This window comes from Selenomonas dianae, assembly GCF_030644225.1.
Classification (GTDB): Bacteria; Bacillota; Negativicutes; order Selenomonadales; family Selenomonadaceae; genus Centipeda; species Centipeda dianae.
In genome coordinates this window covers 235,788-252,242 of record NZ_CP128650.1, presented here as the reverse complement: position 1 = coordinate 252,242, position 16,455 = coordinate 235,788, and the positions used below count along the sequence as shown (strand labels likewise).

The window sequence follows — 16,455 nt, the reverse complement described above, 5'->3', positions numbered from 1 at the left end:
GCAATCTTCAAAAATATGCTACAATAGTATTATCGCACTATGATTTGTACGCGAAAGGATGTGGTATTCATGAACAGTGAGAAACATCTGCGGGCATACCTCGCGCTCCTCCTCATGCTCGCGGTACTTCTTCTCAGCGGCAGCCCTGCGGCGGATGCCGCCGAAAGCGATCTGCTCGCAAAGCCCGCGCAGCGGTCGTACATCGTCGACACGGCGGGCATGGTCACGCCCGCGGACGCGGCACAGATCAAAAAGATCGGTGCGGAGCTTCGCGCAAAGACAAAGGCGGAGATCGTCGTCGTCACCGTACCGACGCTCGGCACCGCAGACATCGAGACGTACGCGAACGAACTCTTTCGCAGCTGGGGCATCGGCGATGCACGGATGAATAACGGCGTGCTCCTGCTCATCGCGAAGGACGACCGCGCGTTCCGCATCGAGGTCGGCTACGGACTGGAGGGCGCGATCACGGACGGCTATGCGGGCAGCGTCCTCGACGCGATGAAAGGGGAATTCCGCAAGGAGAACTACTCCCCCGCGATCCTCACGGCGTACATCACGCTCACGCAAAAGACGTGTGCGGAGTACGGCGTGGGGCTCGAAAGTCTCGGTGCGGCGCTCGGCATCCCCGCAAAGCCCGCACATCTCGGCGCAGTGGCTGACTTTGGCGACATACTGATGCCCGAGGATGCGGCAGCGATTGAGCAGATGGGCGGAGACCTCACGAACGCGACGGGCGCACAGATGATTGTCGTCACCATGCCGACGCTGAAGGGCGTAAATGCAGAGCGGTTTGCGCAGCAGCTCTTTGCGGACTGGCAGCTGAAGGACGCGGCACAGGGGAAAACGGCTCTGCTCTTTATCGCAAAGGAAGAGCGCGAGGTGTTCTTCCTGTTCGGACCTGCCCTGACCGAGATGGAGCAGGAGCACGACACGACCTACGCCACCAATCGTATCCGCTCCGAGTTCCCCTTCGACAAGGACGACATTTCCGAAGAGATCCGAAAGGGCTACGCCATAGTCAGCGCACGGCTGTGCACGAATGCCCATGTGACTGTCCCCGACTCCATCGACGAGGGCGGCAGTGAGCCGTTCTACGTCTATCTCTTCGGCTTCCTCATCTGTATCCCGATCCTCCTGCTCATCCTCTGGATGGTGGGGCAGGTGTTCAGTATTGCCTTTTTCTCGCTCGCTTCCCTGCTGAACCTCCTCTCCTCGGGCAAATACGGTTATACGCCGTACGGCGGAATCGGCGGCACCTACGACGACGACGATGATCGTCCCTCCTACGGCGGCGGTGGCTCCTCGGGCGGCGGCAGCTACGGCGGCGGCTCCTCGGGCGGCGGCGGTGCGTCGGGGAATTGGTAGTTATGAGAGGCGATCATGCGATGTTCCTAAGCAAGCCCTCGTGGGGCAAGTGCGTAAATTGCGCGATCACTTGTGCAACGAGGTGTTCGCGTGGAACGCGCAGGGATCTACACGAAAGGAAGTTTTCACCATGAACAACAAGGGCGTTATCTCCGTCGGTGTCATTCTCATCGTCGTCATCCTCGGCTGCATCTTCGGCTTCATCTCTCTCTATAACGGGCTGAAGGAGGCGGAGATCCGCGTCGATGCCGCCTACGGACAGGTCGAGAACCAGATGCAGCGGCGCAGCGACCTCATCCCGAACCTCGTGAACACGGTCAAGGGCTATGACATCCACGAAAAGACCATCATCGAGGAGGTTGTAAACGCACGTACCAAACTCGCAGGTGCGCAGGGCGTGGAGCAGATGGATGCGGCGAACGCAGAGCTGACGGGCGCACTCGGACGTCTCTTCGCCATCGCCGAGGCGTACCCCGACCTCAAGGCGAACACACAGTACCTCGAACTCATGCGCGAGCTGTCGGGATCTGAGAACCGCATTGCCGTCGCACGGCGCGACTACAACGAGGCGGTGCGTCAGTACAACGTCACAATCTCCACCTTCCCCGGTATGTTCCTCGCGGGATCTATGGGCATGACGCAAAAGCCCCAATTCAAAGCAAAAGAGGGCGCGGACGCCGTCCCCGAGGTGAAGTTCTGACAGAAAGGAGGCGCATCATGCTCCGACAATTTGCTGCAGGCGCGCTCATTTCCGTCCTGCTCCTCGGCGCAGCCCCCGTCCATGCGACCGTCGACACCGAGCGACAGCTCGACACGATCGCAAATGCGGACGAGGCATGGAATGAGGTGCTCGAACACCTCGCCGATGCCGACAGCCGCTATATGCGCTTTGCCACGCATGACTACCCCACCCTTGACATCGCCGTCACCGATCTCGATGCGAACGGGCGGCTCGAAGTCATCTTCCGCACAAGCCGCATCTCCAAGGAGATTGTCTCCGCTGCACGGATGCAGAAGAAACCCGCCGGCTTTATCAAAGGTATGGAGCATGTCTCCGCCGTCCCCATCGGTGTTCATGCGTTCATCTATGAGGTCACGGAGGACGGCACACGGCTTGCGCCCGTGAAGATCGACATCCTGAACGGCGATGTCACAGCGGATGCGCCCGACCTCAGGAAGCTCCAGTATGTCCACGAGATCAGCGCGGCGATGGGAGGCGCACGTCTCTATCACATCCACACACTCGTACGCGAGAACGCCAAAGAGTGGGGCGCACCGGTGCAGCCCTACCGCATCCTCTATCAGACACTCTGGCTCACGGACAATACACTCTTTTGCAGACTGGATGCGACAGAGGAAGGCTCCTTCGGCATCTATGAGGAAGGTATGCCCGAAGCCATCCCCCGCCTCGTGCGCGTAGGCGACACGGAACTCACCCCCTCGAATTTTGAGGGGTCGTCGTTTCACGAAGCCTTTGATAAAAAACCGGCGGTGTGCGGATCGGTATGTTGGATGAGCGGCGCGGACTTCCGCAAGGCGGACTTCCGCGCGAATGTCCGCCCCCTCCTCGCCGCCTCGTGGTACGGTTTTTCCTATGGACTGCGCTGAGGACGCACGGATATATTCTGCACCAATCTGAAGATCTATTTTATCAGCAATTCCCCAGAGGAGGTACACCATGAAGCGATTGAAAAAAACCATCCTCGCGGCACTTGCCGCGCTCATGCTCACAGGCACGGCATCCGCTTCTGCCGTCTCCACCACCGCACAGCACATCACCTCGCCTGCGGCAGCAAAGAAACAGCTGAACACCATCGCCAAGGCGGAAAAGCTCTGGAAGGATGAGTTCGCCATGCCCCAGTATGACGACGACGATATAGCACAGCTGCATCTGCTTTCCTTCACCCCCTCCCGCACATATTTCGCCGTCACCGATCTCGACGGCAACGGACGTCTCGAACTGCTCTTCCGACACGCCGCCATGCTGCCTGTTGCAGAGGGCATTACCCCGTATCCCCTCCGTGACATCCCCACAGCACTCGCCATGGCAGTCTACGAGATCGGCACGGACGGTCGCCTTGCCCGCCTCCCCGAGACGGAGAACGGCTACGGCGCACCCGATCTCACGGGGCTGTATGCGCTCCATCAGGTGAACGCCAACGGCACGCGTCCGTACAACATCTGCACGCGAACCATCACAAAGGACGAGCACGGCCACTATAGCTATACCGTCGCCTATCAGCAGATTGCCATCGTAGACGGCGTCGTCACGTGCGAACTGCTCGCAGAGGAAAACGGCTATTACAACGTCTATGACATCGACCGCATCGAGGAGGTTCCCCTCTCCGCCAGCATCTACGACGACGATCCCGCCCATCGCGAGATGAGCCCTGCGGATTTTGCACAGACGGGGTTTTATCAGGACTTTTATCGGATCTACACGCCGTCCAGTGCTGTGCACTGGATGAGCGGTGATGAGCTGAACCGCGATCCGCAGAAAGCCCTCGCCGCCTCGTGGGCAGGCTTTGTCTACGGCGTTATGGACGGGAAGGGGTAACCCGGAAGGAAGTATCCAATGAACATTCCGCTCAAAAGCACACTGAGCGTCGCCTGTGCCGCCCTCACATGCGCGGCGTCCGCCGCCGCTGCCCCCCCGTCCGCCGTACAGATCGAGACGATCGCCGCTGCCGAAGCACTCTGGCGGGACGATGCTCTTGCGGAGCAGACCGACCGGCAGGACGGCACGTCATTTGACCCTGCCCGGACGCGCTTTGCCGTCACCGACCTCGACGGAAACGGGCGGCTCGAGCTGCTGTTTTGTCACGGTATGTGGGACGCAGAATCCATGAATACACTCCCCGAATACCTCCAAAAAATGCCGACGGCACTCGGCATGTCCGCCTACGAAATCGGCGCGGACGGCAGTCTCGTCCGCCTTCCTGATGCAGATTTTAGCGGCGGCACGCCGAATCTGACCACGCTGGACTCCTTCCACCCGATGGTAAAGGACGGCATACGCCAGTACAACCTCCGCACGGAGCAGCTTCACATCGACGCAGACGGCAAAATGCGGTGCAGCGAGCGCTATCAGCGCGTCACTCTCAAAGACAGCACACTCACGTGCGAACTGCTCGCCGAGAGCTGGAGTCTCGTACGCCTCGAGCCCCCCTACAACGGCGGGACCGTCGGGCTGCCCTCGCAGATCTACGACGGCGACCCTGCGCACCGCGATATGCCCAGTCAGGACTTTTCCTCCACGCGCTTTATCTTGGACTTCAATCGGAATCACTGGGTGCCCTCCGGCATCTGCTGGATGACGGGCGAGGAACTTCTCAAGAATCCGCGCGAGGCGCTCACGACCTCGTGGTACACCTTTTCCTACCACAGCGTATAGGAAGGATAAATATAACGGAGGAGCGTCGTCCGTAACATTTGACGTAACCCCTTCATTTTATCGATGATTCCGAAAGGAGGCATATCATGAAAAGACCTTCCCTGAAACAGACCGCGTGCGCCGCCCTCTCCGCGCTCACCCTCACGGCGGCGCCCGCCTTTGCCGAGTACCCCGCCCGAGGACTTGCGGGACTCCCCGAGCCGCAGCGCCTGGACGGCGCACCGCTCCCCGCCGCGCTCTCCCTTTGGGCGCAGCTCGACGTAATCACATCGTCCGGCATCCTCGATACGGAGCTGCGTCGGCGCAGCGCACACAAAAACGGCGGATACGAGTTCTACGTCGCCGTCACCGACCTCGACTACAACGGCAGGCTCGAAGTCCTCATCAGCCGCCACACCCTGAGCTATGAACCGTTCGTGTATGCGGGCGAAGGGCTTTCCGACAAGGCGCGCGCGGCGCTTGCCGCACTCTGTACGGAGAACCCCGTCGCGGTAGAGAGCGCGGCGTACGAAGTCAGTGCGGACGGAACGCGCCTCGAAGAGCTCACCATCACGGGCGAGAGCGGCATCGCCCCCGACTTCACCAACTTCTACACCAAGCCGCGCACAGATGCCGGCGGCTATCTCTATCACGTCTATACGCCCTGTCTTACACCGCAGCCGACAGAGGGCGATCCGTGGTGCTACCCGATCTCGCTCGCGACACAGACCGCGCGCCTCACCGGCGACACCATGCACCTCGCGTGGACAGCCGAGTCCGAGGGAACGGTCGCCATCGGGCGCGATTCCTACGAGCGGAATTTCACCTCCATGGAGATTCGTGCCACCGGGGAAACAATCGACCCGCGCCGCGTCCCCGAAGAGCTGCGCCGCCGCGACGAGGGCGGGCCGCTGCCCGTCTGTGCGGGCGAAGCCATCGCCAGGGGGCAGCGCAACAAACTGCTCGAACTGTGGTGCAACTGGACACATCGGCAGGACATAGTAAACTACACGCGCGGAATGCCCGGTATGGGCATGGGAAGCGCCCCGCAGCTGAGCGGAGCAAGGATGTAGCATCATGAACATTGTCCGAAACATCCTCTGCGCGGCGCTTACCGCCCTCGGTGCGCTCGCGCTCACCGTGCCCGCCGCCGCAGCGCCCGCCGTCCCTGACGCCGAGGCGCAGCTCGACGTGATCGCCGCCTCGGACGCCCTCTGGAAGGAAATCGAAAACTATCACGTCACACGAAACACGCCGCAGAGCGACCACAAATACGACTTCTTCGTCGCCGTCACCGACCTCGACGGCAACGGCCGGCTCGAACTGCTCGTCTCGCAGCATGATTACAATGAACATCTGCTCCATCATGCGTGGAGAAGCCTCTCGGAGGTGCAGAGAGACGTCGTCCGCGATCTCATCCGCTTTTTCCCGTCCCATGTCCGGAGTTCGGCATACGAGGTCAGCGCAGACCGCTCGCATTTGGAGCCGATTCCCATTGTGGACAGCGCGACGGGGGAGCCCTTCCCCTACTATGGGAGCGACGGATTTCCCGACTTCACGGGCATCTCCTGCACGCCGCGCGTGACAGAGGAGGGGTGTCTCTACCACGTCACAACAGACCACCTTGTGGGGGGGCAGCTTGAAATTCGTGACGGCGCAGCGCTCTGCGCGATTGCCTCCGAGACGCAGACCATCCTCCTCCGAGACGGGCGCATGACCGTCACATGGGTCGGGCACGCGGACGGGACGGCAAGCACCTTCGGCAACTACGTCGAGCCAATCTTCACGCGGATGAAGATCGTCGCCACCGGCGAAGAGATCGACCCGCAGAATGTGCCGCCGGAATACGATTGGGCGAACTCTGGTCATCGCGTAAACGCCTTCCCGCGGCGCGAGCTCGAGCAGAACCCGCGCACCGTCCTCGGCAACTCGTACTACGGATGGACGCACGACGGCGAAGAGGTTCACCTGGGACGCGGATGAGCCGCCGTTCTGCATGAAAGGAGAAGTCCGATGAAGAACCGCCTACGAAAAACAATCGCCGCTGCAACGCTTGCCGCCCTCGCACTCATCATGCCCGCCCCCGCCTCCGCGTTAGCCCCCGAGGCACAGCTGCAGATGATCGCGGAGGCAGAGCCGCTGTGGAAGGATGAGTTCGTCGCGCGCTGGGATGAGGGGCAGACACCGCATCCCTACCTCATGCGCTTCAACCGCCGTCTGACGCACATCGCCGTCACCGACCTCGACCACAACGGCAGACTTGAACTACTGTTTCGCCATGCGATGACGCTGATGGATATATCCGGCCCCCATGCGGCGGGTGTTGTGGATATCCCGATTGATGTCAGCCTGTCCGCCTACGAGATCTCTGCGGACGGACGGCTCGAACGCCTCCGCGCAGAGAACGGCTACGATTGGCCCGATCTGATGAACCTCCACCCCCTCAGCGAGATCGACGAGCACGGCACGCGCTGGCATCATGTCCGCACCGTGACCGTCTCCCGGGGCAACTACTTCACGGACAATGATCCTTCATACACCTATACAGCGTCCTATCAGCGCGTCGCCCTCGACCATGGAACGCTGCGCTGTCAGCTGCTCGCCGTGGAAAAAGGCAGCTATCGGGACGTGGACAGCCCCTCCACCTGTAGGAAAATCCACGTCTCCGCCAGTGTCTTTGACGGCGATCCCGCCCATACGAATATGAGTGGACAGCAATTTCAGCAGACCGATCTGTATCAGACCTTTGACGATGCACTCCTGCCGCCAAGCTCCATCCACTGGGTGAGCGGCGACGAGCTCAATCGCAACCCGCACGAGGCGCTTTCCGCCTCGTGGAGCGGATTCGCCTACGGCGCATTGCGCGGGGCAAGGGGGTGAATGCCATGAAAAAACTCTTTTGCACGGCAGTCGCCGCCCTCGCACTCACCGCCTCCCCCGCCGAAGCCGAGCCGTTTGCGCCCGCGCCCGATGCCGAGGCGCAGCTCGATGTCATGGCGGCATCCGGCGTCATCGAGGAGGAGATCAACGACCTCTACCACACATGGAACGGCATACTCAGCAGCGGAATGCAGGAGCGCAGCATGGCGTACTTCTACGCCGCCGTCACGGATCTTGACCGCAACGGACGGCTCGAACTGCTCATCACATGGCATTTTCTGAACCGCGATCCGCTGTATTTTGCGGGCAGCGACATCGCAGAGGAGCAGAAAAAGCAGCTCGCCGATCTCTGCGACAACTATCCGAGCCGCGTCTACAGCCGTGCGTATGAGATCAGCGCGGATCGAACGAAGCTTGAGCCGCTGCTCGAACTTCAACACGAGGAAGGGCACGCCCCCGACTTCACGCGTCTCCACATCCGAGGGAAAAGGACGGACGGACACTACATCTACTACGCCGATCGGCAGCTCATGCCCCGCGTCGATGGGATGACAAGTGCGGCGGAGCACTACGCCATCGAACATGAGGGGCAGATGATCTGGCTCGATGCGGGTGTGATGGGCGTCGGCACACGGACACGCTCGGAGGGGATTGTGAGCGTCTATGGCGAGGATGTAGAGCCGCACTACACCTCCATGAAGATCATCCCTACGCATCAGGAGCTCAACCCCTACGGCAAAGAAGCCGAAGCGTTCCGGCAGAGATACATGGACGGCGGCCGCCGCGTCAACTTCGTCGACTGGCAGGCACTCAACAAGGATGCACGCACCGCCCTCGCCTCCTCGTGGTACGGCTGGTCGTACGAGGAGGAGTAACATCCTGCACACACAAAAAACAGCGATTTGCCTATTGGTGCAAATCGCTGTTTTTGTGTGCAGCAAATATTTTCAGCGGATCACTTCATGCTCATCGCGGCGGCTGATCACATAGCGCCCCCGCCCGCTCTCCTTCGCCTCGTACAGCGCCTCATCCGCTTTCTGCAGCAGCAGATCGAACGAGCCATGCCCGACCTTCCCCTCGGCAATGCCCGCACTGGCCGACAAAATGCCAAAGCGCTTGTCCTCTTTGAACGCTTCAAAGAAATCATCAAGAAACGCCTGCATCCGGCTCGGAATATTCTCGCTCACCACGCCATCGGTGAATATGATGAGGAACTCATCGCCGCCGAGACGAACATTCAGCGTATCGGGGAAATGCTTTTTGAGCAGATCGGAGGTTCGGATGAGCGCCTCATCGCCCGCCATATGCCCATACGTATCGTTCACCGACTTGAAATGATCCAGATCGAGACAGGCGACCACCATTTCATTGGTCTCCAATTTGGACAGAAAGTCATCCAGCTGACGGCGGTTCGCCAGTCCCGTGAGCTGGTCATGCAGCGCCATGTAGATGATATTCTGCTGATACTCGTATTCCTTCGTCACATCACGGGCAATGCCGACCGTGCCGATGATCGTATCTCCGTCGAAAATCGGCGTTTTATACGTCTTGAGCTTGCTGAGGCTGCCGTCCGCCTTCATGACCTCTTCATCAAACAGGCAGGTTTGCCGCGCGGCGATGACTTCATCCTCCGTCTCAACGCAGACATAGTCGCTCGCCTCGTAGACCTCCTTCGGAATATCCCAAATATAGTAATGATCCCGCCCTCTGACATTCTCCTTTTCCTTCGCGACCGCCGTACAAAACGCATCGTTCACTTCGAGGTGTATGCCCTTCATATCCTTGAACCAAATCATATCGGGGAGCGTGTTGATCGTCGCCTGCAGCCACGTTTCCTGCAACCAAGCACGCTTGGCATCGGCCATGCGCGTCAGAACATTGTTGAAATAAAACCGCGCCAGTGCCGCGCCATCGTTCAACCAGATCTCATCGACCGCATCATAGTCCTCACGCACCAGCTGCTCCGGATTGTCCGCACACAGAATCAACAGACTGTCATGCGTCGGCATCGTTTTACGAACCATATACGGCGACAGGAAACATTTTTTATCCATGATGATGAGCAACTGCTCCTCATCCGCCAACTCCCGAATCAGCTCATCTTCCTGCGCGATCGTATAAAAGCTGTGATGAAAACGCTCCTTGGGGGCGATCCCCTTCCAGACATCCGCCTTATCTTCCTCCACGCCGATGAGGGCAATCTTTAGCCGGACATGATACAAATTCATCTCTCCCTTACAGGAAAACGATACAAAATACTTTCTTACATTATATAATAGGACATTTGTAAGAAAAAGAAAAGAGATTTCATAAATTTTTTCACACAACTTGTGCGGCGGCTCCTTGCTTGATCGCCTCACATCTCCTCCGCCCGTGCAATTCGGTGCAGGAGAACGCGTGCACATTCTGCCGCACGCACAAAATCTGCCCTTGTCAAAACAAGCAGAACATAGTCCTCGCTGTTCATATCCATCGCGGCAAGAATATGATCCCTCCACATCGCATTCACCATCTTGCTCCAGACAGGAATCCCGTCCGTCTCACCGAGCATATCCCCGTCAACAGCAAGTCCCGTGCCTACTGTCAGCGACTGCACGGCAGCGACAAAATCCTCCCGCTCGCTCTTCCAGTCAAGCGCCACTGCCCTGCCGCTGCGTACCAGTTTTTTGCAAAGTGCCTCCCATGCGTCATCCACCCCCGCCGTGCCCTTCGCCTGTAACTTTTTCCGCAGCTGCTTCGTATCTACGGCATCCACGCGCAGGATATGGGCAAGCGCAGCGAATGCGTCCGCCATCGCTTGCGGCTCGTCTTGTGTCGGTTCATATTCCCCGACATCGGGGAGCATTCTTTTTTGCACGAAAGCCTTCATGATCTGTGCCGCATCATCATAGGAAAGCTCCGTGCGGCGATACTTCTTCCCGCCGATTTCCAGCGTGAGCACCACCTGACCGGCAGACTTCCCACCGAACGCCTTCATCGACGTACAGCCCCCCACCGCCTGCGGCGGGCAGATCTCCACAAACATATTCGTCCCGTCCCGCATGGACTTCAATTCATTCTCAATCCCCACGATATGAAAGCCGTGACGGTTCATCGAACTGCACTTCAAGCACCAGTCCTCGTAAGTATCAAAGATTTTTTCCTGAATCAGATGGTACAGGCTCATGCCGCCAAATCCTCCCTCCTGTTTGCCATACTGCCACCTTACGACATTTCACCGTGCGGGTCAAGACGGCACACGGATGCCGTACCCATTTTTTTGATAAGCCGTACAATTATAATTGATTTTGTATCTCATTTGCGCTATAATAAAAACAGTATTCAACGGGGTTCTTCCCCTCTCATGTTTTCATACAACAGGAGGTATGTCCAATGAATCAGGAACAACTCAAACGTATGACCGAAGACAAAGGCTTTATCGCCGCACTCGACCAGAGCGGCGGCTCCACTCCGAAGGCGCTCAAGGCATACGGCGTGGACGAGAGTGCCTATCACGGCGAAGAGGAAATGTTCACGCGCGTCCATGAGATGCGTACGCGCATCATCAAGAGCCCCTCGTTCGACAAGAGCCGGATCCTTGCGGCAATCCTCTTCGAGAACACAATGGATCGCAAGATCGACGACCTCTACACCGCCGACTACCTTTGGGAGAAGAAGGGCATCATCCCCTTCCTCAAAGTCGACAAGGGACTCGCCGATGAGAAGGACGGCGTGCAGCTCATGAAGCCGATCCCGGGGCTCGACGCACTGCTTGACCGCGCAAATGAGCGCCACATCTTCGGCACGAAAATGCGCTCCGTCATCAAACAGGCAAACGAAGCGGGCATCCGCGCCATCATCGACCAGCAGTTTGTCATCGGAATGCAGATCGCACACAAGGGGCTCGTCCCCATCCTCGAACCCGAAGTCGACATCCACTGCCCCGACAAGGCAAAGGCAGAGGAGATCATGCACGGCATCATGAAGGAGTACGTTGCAAAGCTCCATGAGGGTGCAAAGATCATGTTCAAGGTCACCATCCCGACCGTTGACAACCTCTATGCCGACCTCATGAAGGATGCAAACGTCGTCCGTATCGTCGCCCTCAGCGGCGGCTATACCATGGACGACGCGAACGAAAAGCTCGCACGCAACCACGGGCTCATCGCCAGCTTCTCCCGCGCCCTCGCGCAGGATCTGCGCTTTACGCAGAGCGACGAGGAGTTCAACACCATCCTCAAGAAGGCAATCGACAGCATCTATCAGGCATCCATCACCTGATGCACACCTGACGGAGCTGTCATTTCCCCCATATTCTCACGAACAATCCCCCGTCACAGCGTGGCGGGGGATTTGTTTGTGCAGGGCTGAATGCCAACGCCTTCCACGAAATTTCACCTGAAAAACATTACGCTCAGAAGCGATATATCGTATCGCTATATGTTTTTTATTATATCACGTAGTAATTCGGGGCTGTCTCCAAAAATTGATTCGTGAGACGCATCTACGATAAATTTATTGTATTTCTGAACCACTGGTTCATCTACTTGGATTTTATCCAAGTCGTTATTGTCATTGATTGTAATTGCAACATCAGGCGATACGGGGAAATATAAAATCAAATCTTTTGGCTCTTTATTTTTATTTTTATAATCGGCTTTTATGTTTATTATTGGTTGATCAGATGTAAGGAATCCTGTTGAATTTTTGTTAATAAGCAAGGTCATATGTGGTTTATGGCGTATAAGGTGATCTATCAAAGCCCCTTGGTATTGCCACACTAACATATGTACAAAATGGCGAGGATTTATTTGTTGAGGATCAATATCATGGTTTTTGCAAAAGGTAAACATTTGAGGATCTTTTATCCCCTGTTCCATCACATTGATGAAGTGATCACTCATCTTCTTTGTTCTGAAATATTGTATTCCTATAAAGTTTATAAAATCCTCAAAATCCTTTCCTGTATAAAATGACATATCATGCTGTTGTAAGCTTTTGAGCCAAGCAACAGCCTGCCCTTCTATATCGCTATAAAATTCCTCAGTCATATTTTTCTTAGCCGCATCCAGCCCCTTCTGCATATCGGCAAAACTGCTTTCTATTTCTTCCAACCGCCCACTATTCTCGGCGCAATTTATGTGAGCCAACAATCCTTTGCGCAAGTTATCCAGTCGTTTTTCTGCTTCAAAGGGGTATTGATATACGCGCAAGTGTTCCATCAATGCTTTTTGAACCCATTCCCTCTGATTGGAAATATAAAGCTTATAAAACTTTATCTCTGCTTCACTCCACGGTTCAATTTCATAAAAATATCTTTGTTGCGCTATATTATGTGTTCCGGATTTAAAAACATTACGGTTTCTCAAACACCATAGTTTCTTATCAGCATCACACCATGCTTGCAAATAACTTTGAAATACATAGTGTTGCGCTTTCTTCAATTTCAATTGCATGAACATCACCTCTGAAATTACGCTTCAACGAAAAACGGCAAGTTCTATTCAAGTCGGTACAAGAAGCAGTTCACCTCCCGGTGCTCAAGAACAATTTGCCATCCCTTCCACCACCTGCACGGTCTACACGTTCGCCCACAGACGCCTTCCACTCAATCCACCGTCCACTCGTTGACATTCGCAAAGAAGCCGATGGCGCGATGCCCGAGCACGTTGTTCTCCGCGACGCCGTGCACGCGTGTACGCATCACATAGACAGTGTCAATGTAGCAGAGGAACACATAGGGCGGATCCTTTGCCAGTTCCTCCTGAAACAGGCCATAGAGCCGCATCCGCTCGGCGGGGTCGCTCGTACGCCGCGCCGCCACGAGATATTCATCAACGCGTGCGTTCGCGTAGTGACCGTCATTCGCTTTCCCATTCGTTGCAAATACCTTGTATGTATGCACGTCTGCATCGAGCGCACTGCCCCAGCCGATGAGGTACGCCATCTGTCCGTCCCAATCGATCTTTGCCGGAGTCTCCACTGTGCAGTGGATGCCGGCGGCGCACAGCTGCTCCGCTGCGGCATTGATGATCTCGATGCGGGCGAAATTATCGTTCCGCACGGTGAGCCGGAAGCCGACCTCCTCGCCGCCGCGCATATAGTAGCCGTCACTCCCCCTCGTGCAGCCCGCCGCCTCAAGGAGCTGCTGCGCCTTTGCGGGGTTGTAGTCGTAGCGCTCCACGTTCGGATTGTTGTAGACGCTGCGCTGCAAGGGGCCGTACGCCGGTATTCCATAGCCGAGCAGTGCCTTGTCGATGAGCGCCTGTCGGTCGATCGCATAGGAGATCGCAGGGATGAGGTCACGGTTCCGCTGCCAGTAGGGATGCGCGAAGTTGAACAGGATCGCGCGGTAGTCCGCCGTCTTCATATCATAGCAATGGTAGGCGGGATTCCCCATGAACTGCGCTGCATTCGTCGGAGCGAGATGCGCCGCGTCGATCTTTCCGTCCGCAAGTGCCTGCGCCTCCGCAACATCATCCTCGATGATCTTGAATACGAAGCTGTCGATCTTCGGTGCGCCGCGATAGTAGTCCTCGTTGCGCGCGAGGACGATTTCCTTTCCCGCCTCCCAATGATCGAGCCGGAAGGGACCCGTGCCGACAGGGCTGCGGAAGAATCCTGTCGTCCTCAGATCCCGCCCCGCCAAGAGATGTGCGGGCAGGATCGGCTGCACCATGTAGTCGAGGAAGGCGGCGTTCGGCGCGGACAGACGGATGCGTACGGTCTTGTCGTCGATCTCGGTGATCTCGCGCACATCCTCGAAGTTCTGCGCATTGAGCGAATCCGTCATCGGATTCCGGATCGCCTCGATGGTGAATTTCACATCCGCCGCACGCAGCGGCTTCCCATCGTGCCAGAACACGCCGTCACGCAGCCGGAATACATAGGTATAGGTCTCCGGATCGTATTCGTACGACTCCGCCAGTCCCGGCACCGTCTCCCCCGTCACATCCCGCCGCATCAGCCCGTCAAAGAGCAGCTGGTCGATCACCCCGTACTCGTTCCGAAGAGGATTGATCTGCTCGTAGTCCCTCGACCCATAGACGATCCGCGCTCCATGATCCTCGTCCACACGGTTCTCACCACAGCCGCCCGCAAGGGCAAGTAGTACAAATGCCATGCACAAAAGCAACCGTTTCTTCATTGCCATCCCCCCATTTTGCTCGCATTGGCCTTTTCCCATTTTTGAAAAGTTTTTCTGCATACGATGATTATATGATAAACCATTCTTCATTTGTATTTCATTTTCCTCCCACCCATGTACGAAATTTGTCCAATTTTTATGAAAACCTGTCATATATGACAGGTTACAGAGGAAATTTTTTATGTTAAACTTAAGGAAGCACGGATAAATTCAACGCCATCACCTTGGCGCATCTTTTTCGCCCTCTCTGTGTCGACAAATCCTCCACATAGCGCAACGACTATGCGTCCGGTTTGTCTCCTTGATCGAACGAAAAATCTGCACCAATCTGACGGATTTCATTTTATCAGCGATTCCTTAAGGAAGCACGGATAAATTCAGCAGAATATATGGATCAAAAGGCGGTGATCTTATGCCGGAGGTAGTTCGGGCAATACAGTGCCAAAACTGCGGCGGGGCGATGTACTCCGACCAAAAGACGGCGGCGTATGTCTGCGCGTTCTGCGGCACGGCGGTTCCGTGGACGAACGAGCAGGTCTTTTGGACCTCGCCGATCACGTTCCGTCACAAGCCCGTGCAGATCGTTGACGGTGCGATGAAGCTCGGGCACGTGGAGGTGATGACGGGGGTCGATCCGCACGATGCGCGGGTTCTCAGTCAAAAATACCGTCAAAACAGTGTGGCGGGCAAGCTCACGCTCTGGGACGAAACGACGACGGCAGCGTTCGCAGGAGTCTGCCGCCTGACGTTCGTATGCCCGTTCTGCGGCGGAGAGTTCACGGGCGAGTCAACGCAGCATTTCTTTACGTGCGGCTACTGCAACAATACGTTCGAGGACGAGGAGCTCGTGCGCCCCGGCGGCTATCGACAGGAGTTCATCATGGGGGTTGGCGCGGAGAATGTACCCGAAAAGGCGATTCCGTTCTCCGTCACGATGACGCAGGCGCAGAATGCCGCACGGGTACTCGCACAGCAGTTCCCGCAGGAATTCGCGGGGCAGGACATCGAGCGGCGCATCCGCACGGAGATGACGGCGGTCTACATTCCGTTCTCACTCGCCGATCTCAGTGTCAAGATGTCCACGCACAGCAATCGCGGGGATTTTGAGGCGTACGAGGAGATCGTCAACTGGGCGTGTCCCGACACGACGCTCTATGATATTCACCTCCTCGATCGGCTCGATCCGTGGGATTTCGGCGCGGTGATTCCGTTCGACCCCGCCTTTGCCGAGGGGATTTTCCGCATTGCAGCGACAGCAAACAATGCCTCACGCGCGGATGTGATCGACAATCTCCTCGCGGAGCGCCTTGTCGCCGATCTAAAGGACACGTTCGATCTAAAAAAGACAAAAATTGCGCTCTGGGGGCGGAACTTCCGCAAACACAAGAGCGCGACCTTCCTGCTGCCCGTCTACTATCTGGATCGGCGCACAGAGGACGGGGACGGAGCGCGACAGGTGCGCATCGCAGTGAACGGGCAGACGGGCAAGGCGGCGGCGCTGTTCTATCAATACGGGCGGGAGGAACGCTATGTCTCTCGCGCGCCGTCACACCCGAAGGCAATGTCGACGGAGCACACCGTCCGCACGCCGCCCGTCGCAGTAAAGCGCGTCGGCTCGCCGTTCCTGCACCGCGCCCTGCCGCTCGAACAGGTGGTGAAAAAATCCTTCGTACAGCGTCTGCGCGGGCTGTTCGGAGGCTGAAGAAGT

The 16,455-nt window shown here is 57.1% G+C and carries 15 protein-coding genes and 1 pseudogene; 11 read left to right on the top strand and 5 right to left on the bottom strand.

Going from position 1 to position 16,455, the window contains the following annotated elements; translation table 11 throughout:
• The first annotated feature begins 69 nt into the window (after positions 1-69).
• From QU667_RS01290 to QU667_RS01250, 9 genes are all read left to right on the top strand, one after another.
• On the top strand, positions 70-1,368 hold the full coding sequence (locus QU667_RS01290; RefSeq protein ID WP_304987548.1) for a TPM domain-containing protein: 1,299 nt from the start codon (positions 70-72) through the stop codon (positions 1,366-1,368).
• A 130-nt stretch (positions 1,369-1,498) separates the two neighbouring features.
• The gene (locus QU667_RS01285) at positions 1,499-2,068 is read left to right on the top strand and encodes a LemA family protein (RefSeq protein WP_304987547.1); all 570 of its coding nucleotides are present in this window, start codon (positions 1,499-1,501) and stop codon (positions 2,066-2,068) included.
• 17 nt (positions 2,069-2,085) lie between these two features.
• A complete protein-coding gene (locus QU667_RS01280) occupies positions 2,086-2,976 on the top strand; it encodes a hypothetical protein (protein ID WP_304987546.1) in 891 nt (296 codons plus the stop codon).
• 70 nt (positions 2,977-3,046) lie between these two features.
• Entirely contained in the window at positions 3,047-3,925 is an 879-nt protein-coding gene (locus QU667_RS01275) for a hypothetical protein (protein WP_304987544.1), read from the top strand.
• 18 nt (positions 3,926-3,943) lie between these two features.
• Positions 3,944-4,762, top strand: a complete 819-nt coding sequence (locus QU667_RS01270; RefSeq protein ID WP_304987543.1) for a hypothetical protein — start codon at positions 3,944-3,946, stop codon at positions 4,760-4,762.
• An 86-nt stretch (positions 4,763-4,848) separates the two neighbouring features.
• Positions 4,849-5,814, top strand: a complete 966-nt coding sequence (locus tag QU667_RS01265; RefSeq protein WP_304987542.1) for a hypothetical protein — start codon at positions 4,849-4,851, stop codon at positions 5,812-5,814.
• Positions 5,815-5,818: 4 nt separating this feature from the next.
• Complete coding sequence (locus tag QU667_RS01260) at positions 5,819-6,724, top strand: hypothetical protein (RefSeq protein ID WP_304987541.1); 906 nt, start codon at positions 5,819-5,821, stop codon at positions 6,722-6,724.
• A 30-nt stretch (positions 6,725-6,754) separates the two neighbouring features.
• Positions 6,755-7,621 carry a hypothetical protein gene (locus QU667_RS01255; RefSeq protein ID WP_304987540.1) on the top strand — a complete coding sequence of 289 codons (867 nt, stop codon included), beginning with the start codon at positions 6,755-6,757 and terminating at the stop codon, positions 7,619-7,621.
• 5 nt (positions 7,622-7,626) lie between these two features.
• Positions 7,627-8,496: a hypothetical protein gene (locus QU667_RS01250; RefSeq protein ID WP_304987539.1), complete on the top strand. Its 870-nt coding sequence runs from the start codon at positions 7,627-7,629 to the stop codon at positions 8,494-8,496.
• Between the two features lie 72 nt (positions 8,497-8,568).
• Here QU667_RS01250 and QU667_RS01245 read toward each other — a convergent pair whose 3' ends face one another.
• Positions 8,569-9,849 carry a sensor domain-containing diguanylate cyclase gene (locus tag QU667_RS01245; protein ID WP_304987538.1) on the bottom strand — a complete coding sequence of 427 codons (1,281 nt, stop codon included), beginning with the start codon at positions 9,847-9,849 and terminating at the stop codon, positions 8,569-8,571.
• 128 nt (positions 9,850-9,977) lie between these two features.
• Positions 9,978-10,787 (bottom strand): DUF6630 family protein, encoded by an 810-nt coding sequence (locus tag QU667_RS01240; protein ID WP_304987537.1) that lies wholly within the window; start codon positions 10,785-10,787, stop codon positions 9,978-9,980.
• 206 nt (positions 10,788-10,993) lie between these two features.
• Here QU667_RS01240 and QU667_RS01235 point away from each other — a divergent pair, with 206 nt between their 5' ends.
• Positions 10,994-11,881 carry a fructose bisphosphate aldolase gene (locus QU667_RS01235; protein WP_304987536.1) on the top strand — a complete coding sequence of 296 codons (888 nt, stop codon included), beginning with the start codon at positions 10,994-10,996 and terminating at the stop codon, positions 11,879-11,881.
• A gap of 155 nt (positions 11,882-12,036) precedes the next feature.
• Here QU667_RS01235 and QU667_RS01230 read toward each other — a convergent pair whose 3' ends face one another.
• From QU667_RS01230 to QU667_RS01220, 3 genes and pseudogenes are all read right to left on the bottom strand, one after another.
• Entirely contained in the window at positions 12,037-13,056 is a 1,020-nt protein-coding gene (locus tag QU667_RS01230) for a DUF4238 domain-containing protein (RefSeq protein ID WP_304987535.1), read from the bottom strand.
• 152 nt (positions 13,057-13,208) lie between these two features.
• A complete protein-coding gene (locus tag QU667_RS01225) occupies positions 13,209-14,723 on the bottom strand; it encodes an ABC transporter substrate-binding protein (protein ID WP_304987534.1) in 1,515 nt (504 codons plus the stop codon).
• A gap of 214 nt (positions 14,724-14,937) precedes the next feature.
• A pseudogene (locus tag QU667_RS01220) lies at positions 14,938-15,089 on the bottom strand (secretion protein HlyD).
• A gap of 70 nt (positions 15,090-15,159) precedes the next feature.
• Here QU667_RS01220 and QU667_RS01215 point away from each other — a divergent pair.
• On the top strand, positions 15,160-16,449 hold the full coding sequence (locus tag QU667_RS01215; protein ID WP_304987533.1) for a hypothetical protein: 1,290 nt from the start codon (positions 15,160-15,162) through the stop codon (positions 16,447-16,449).
• The last annotated feature ends 6 nt before the right edge of the window (positions 16,450-16,455 follow it).

What these genes read in the sequence shown, in the direction of transcription:
- QU667_RS01290 (WP_304987548.1), top strand. Translation starts at nt 70, where the DNA reads ATGAACAGTGAGAAACATCTGCGGGCATACCTCGCGCTCCTCCTCATG.
- QU667_RS01285 (WP_304987547.1), top strand. Translation starts at nt 1,499, where the DNA reads ATGAACAACAAGGGCGTTATCTCCGTCGGTGTCATTCTCATCGTCGTC.
- QU667_RS01280 (WP_304987546.1), top strand. Translation starts at nt 2,086, where the DNA reads ATGCTCCGACAATTTGCTGCAGGCGCGCTCATTTCCGTCCTGCTCCTC.
- QU667_RS01275 (WP_304987544.1), top strand. Translation starts at nt 3,047, where the DNA reads ATGAAGCGATTGAAAAAAACCATCCTCGCGGCACTTGCCGCGCTCATG.
- QU667_RS01270 (WP_304987543.1), top strand. Translation starts at nt 3,944, where the DNA reads ATGAACATTCCGCTCAAAAGCACACTGAGCGTCGCCTGTGCCGCCCTC.
- QU667_RS01265 (WP_304987542.1), top strand. Translation starts at nt 4,849, where the DNA reads ATGAAAAGACCTTCCCTGAAACAGACCGCGTGCGCCGCCCTCTCCGCG.
- QU667_RS01260 (WP_304987541.1), top strand. Translation starts at nt 5,819, where the DNA reads ATGAACATTGTCCGAAACATCCTCTGCGCGGCGCTTACCGCCCTCGGT.
- QU667_RS01255 (WP_304987540.1), top strand. Translation starts at nt 6,755, where the DNA reads ATGAAGAACCGCCTACGAAAAACAATCGCCGCTGCAACGCTTGCCGCC.
- QU667_RS01250 (WP_304987539.1), top strand. Translation starts at nt 7,627, where the DNA reads ATGAAAAAACTCTTTTGCACGGCAGTCGCCGCCCTCGCACTCACCGCC.
- QU667_RS01245 (WP_304987538.1), bottom strand. Translation starts at nt 9,849, where the DNA reads ATGAATTTGTATCATGTCCGGCTAAAGATTGCCCTCATCGGCGTGGAG.
- QU667_RS01240 (WP_304987537.1), bottom strand. Translation starts at nt 10,787, where the DNA reads ATGAGCCTGTACCATCTGATTCAGGAAAAAATCTTTGATACTTACGAG.
- QU667_RS01235 (WP_304987536.1), top strand. Translation starts at nt 10,994, where the DNA reads ATGAATCAGGAACAACTCAAACGTATGACCGAAGACAAAGGCTTTATC.
- QU667_RS01230 (WP_304987535.1), bottom strand. Translation starts at nt 13,056, where the DNA reads ATGCAATTGAAATTGAAGAAAGCGCAACACTATGTATTTCAAAGTTAT.
- QU667_RS01225 (WP_304987534.1), bottom strand. Translation starts at nt 14,723, where the DNA reads ATGGCATTTGTACTACTTGCCCTTGCGGGCGGCTGTGGTGAGAACCGT.
- QU667_RS01215 (WP_304987533.1), top strand. Translation starts at nt 15,160, where the DNA reads ATGCCGGAGGTAGTTCGGGCAATACAGTGCCAAAACTGCGGCGGGGCG.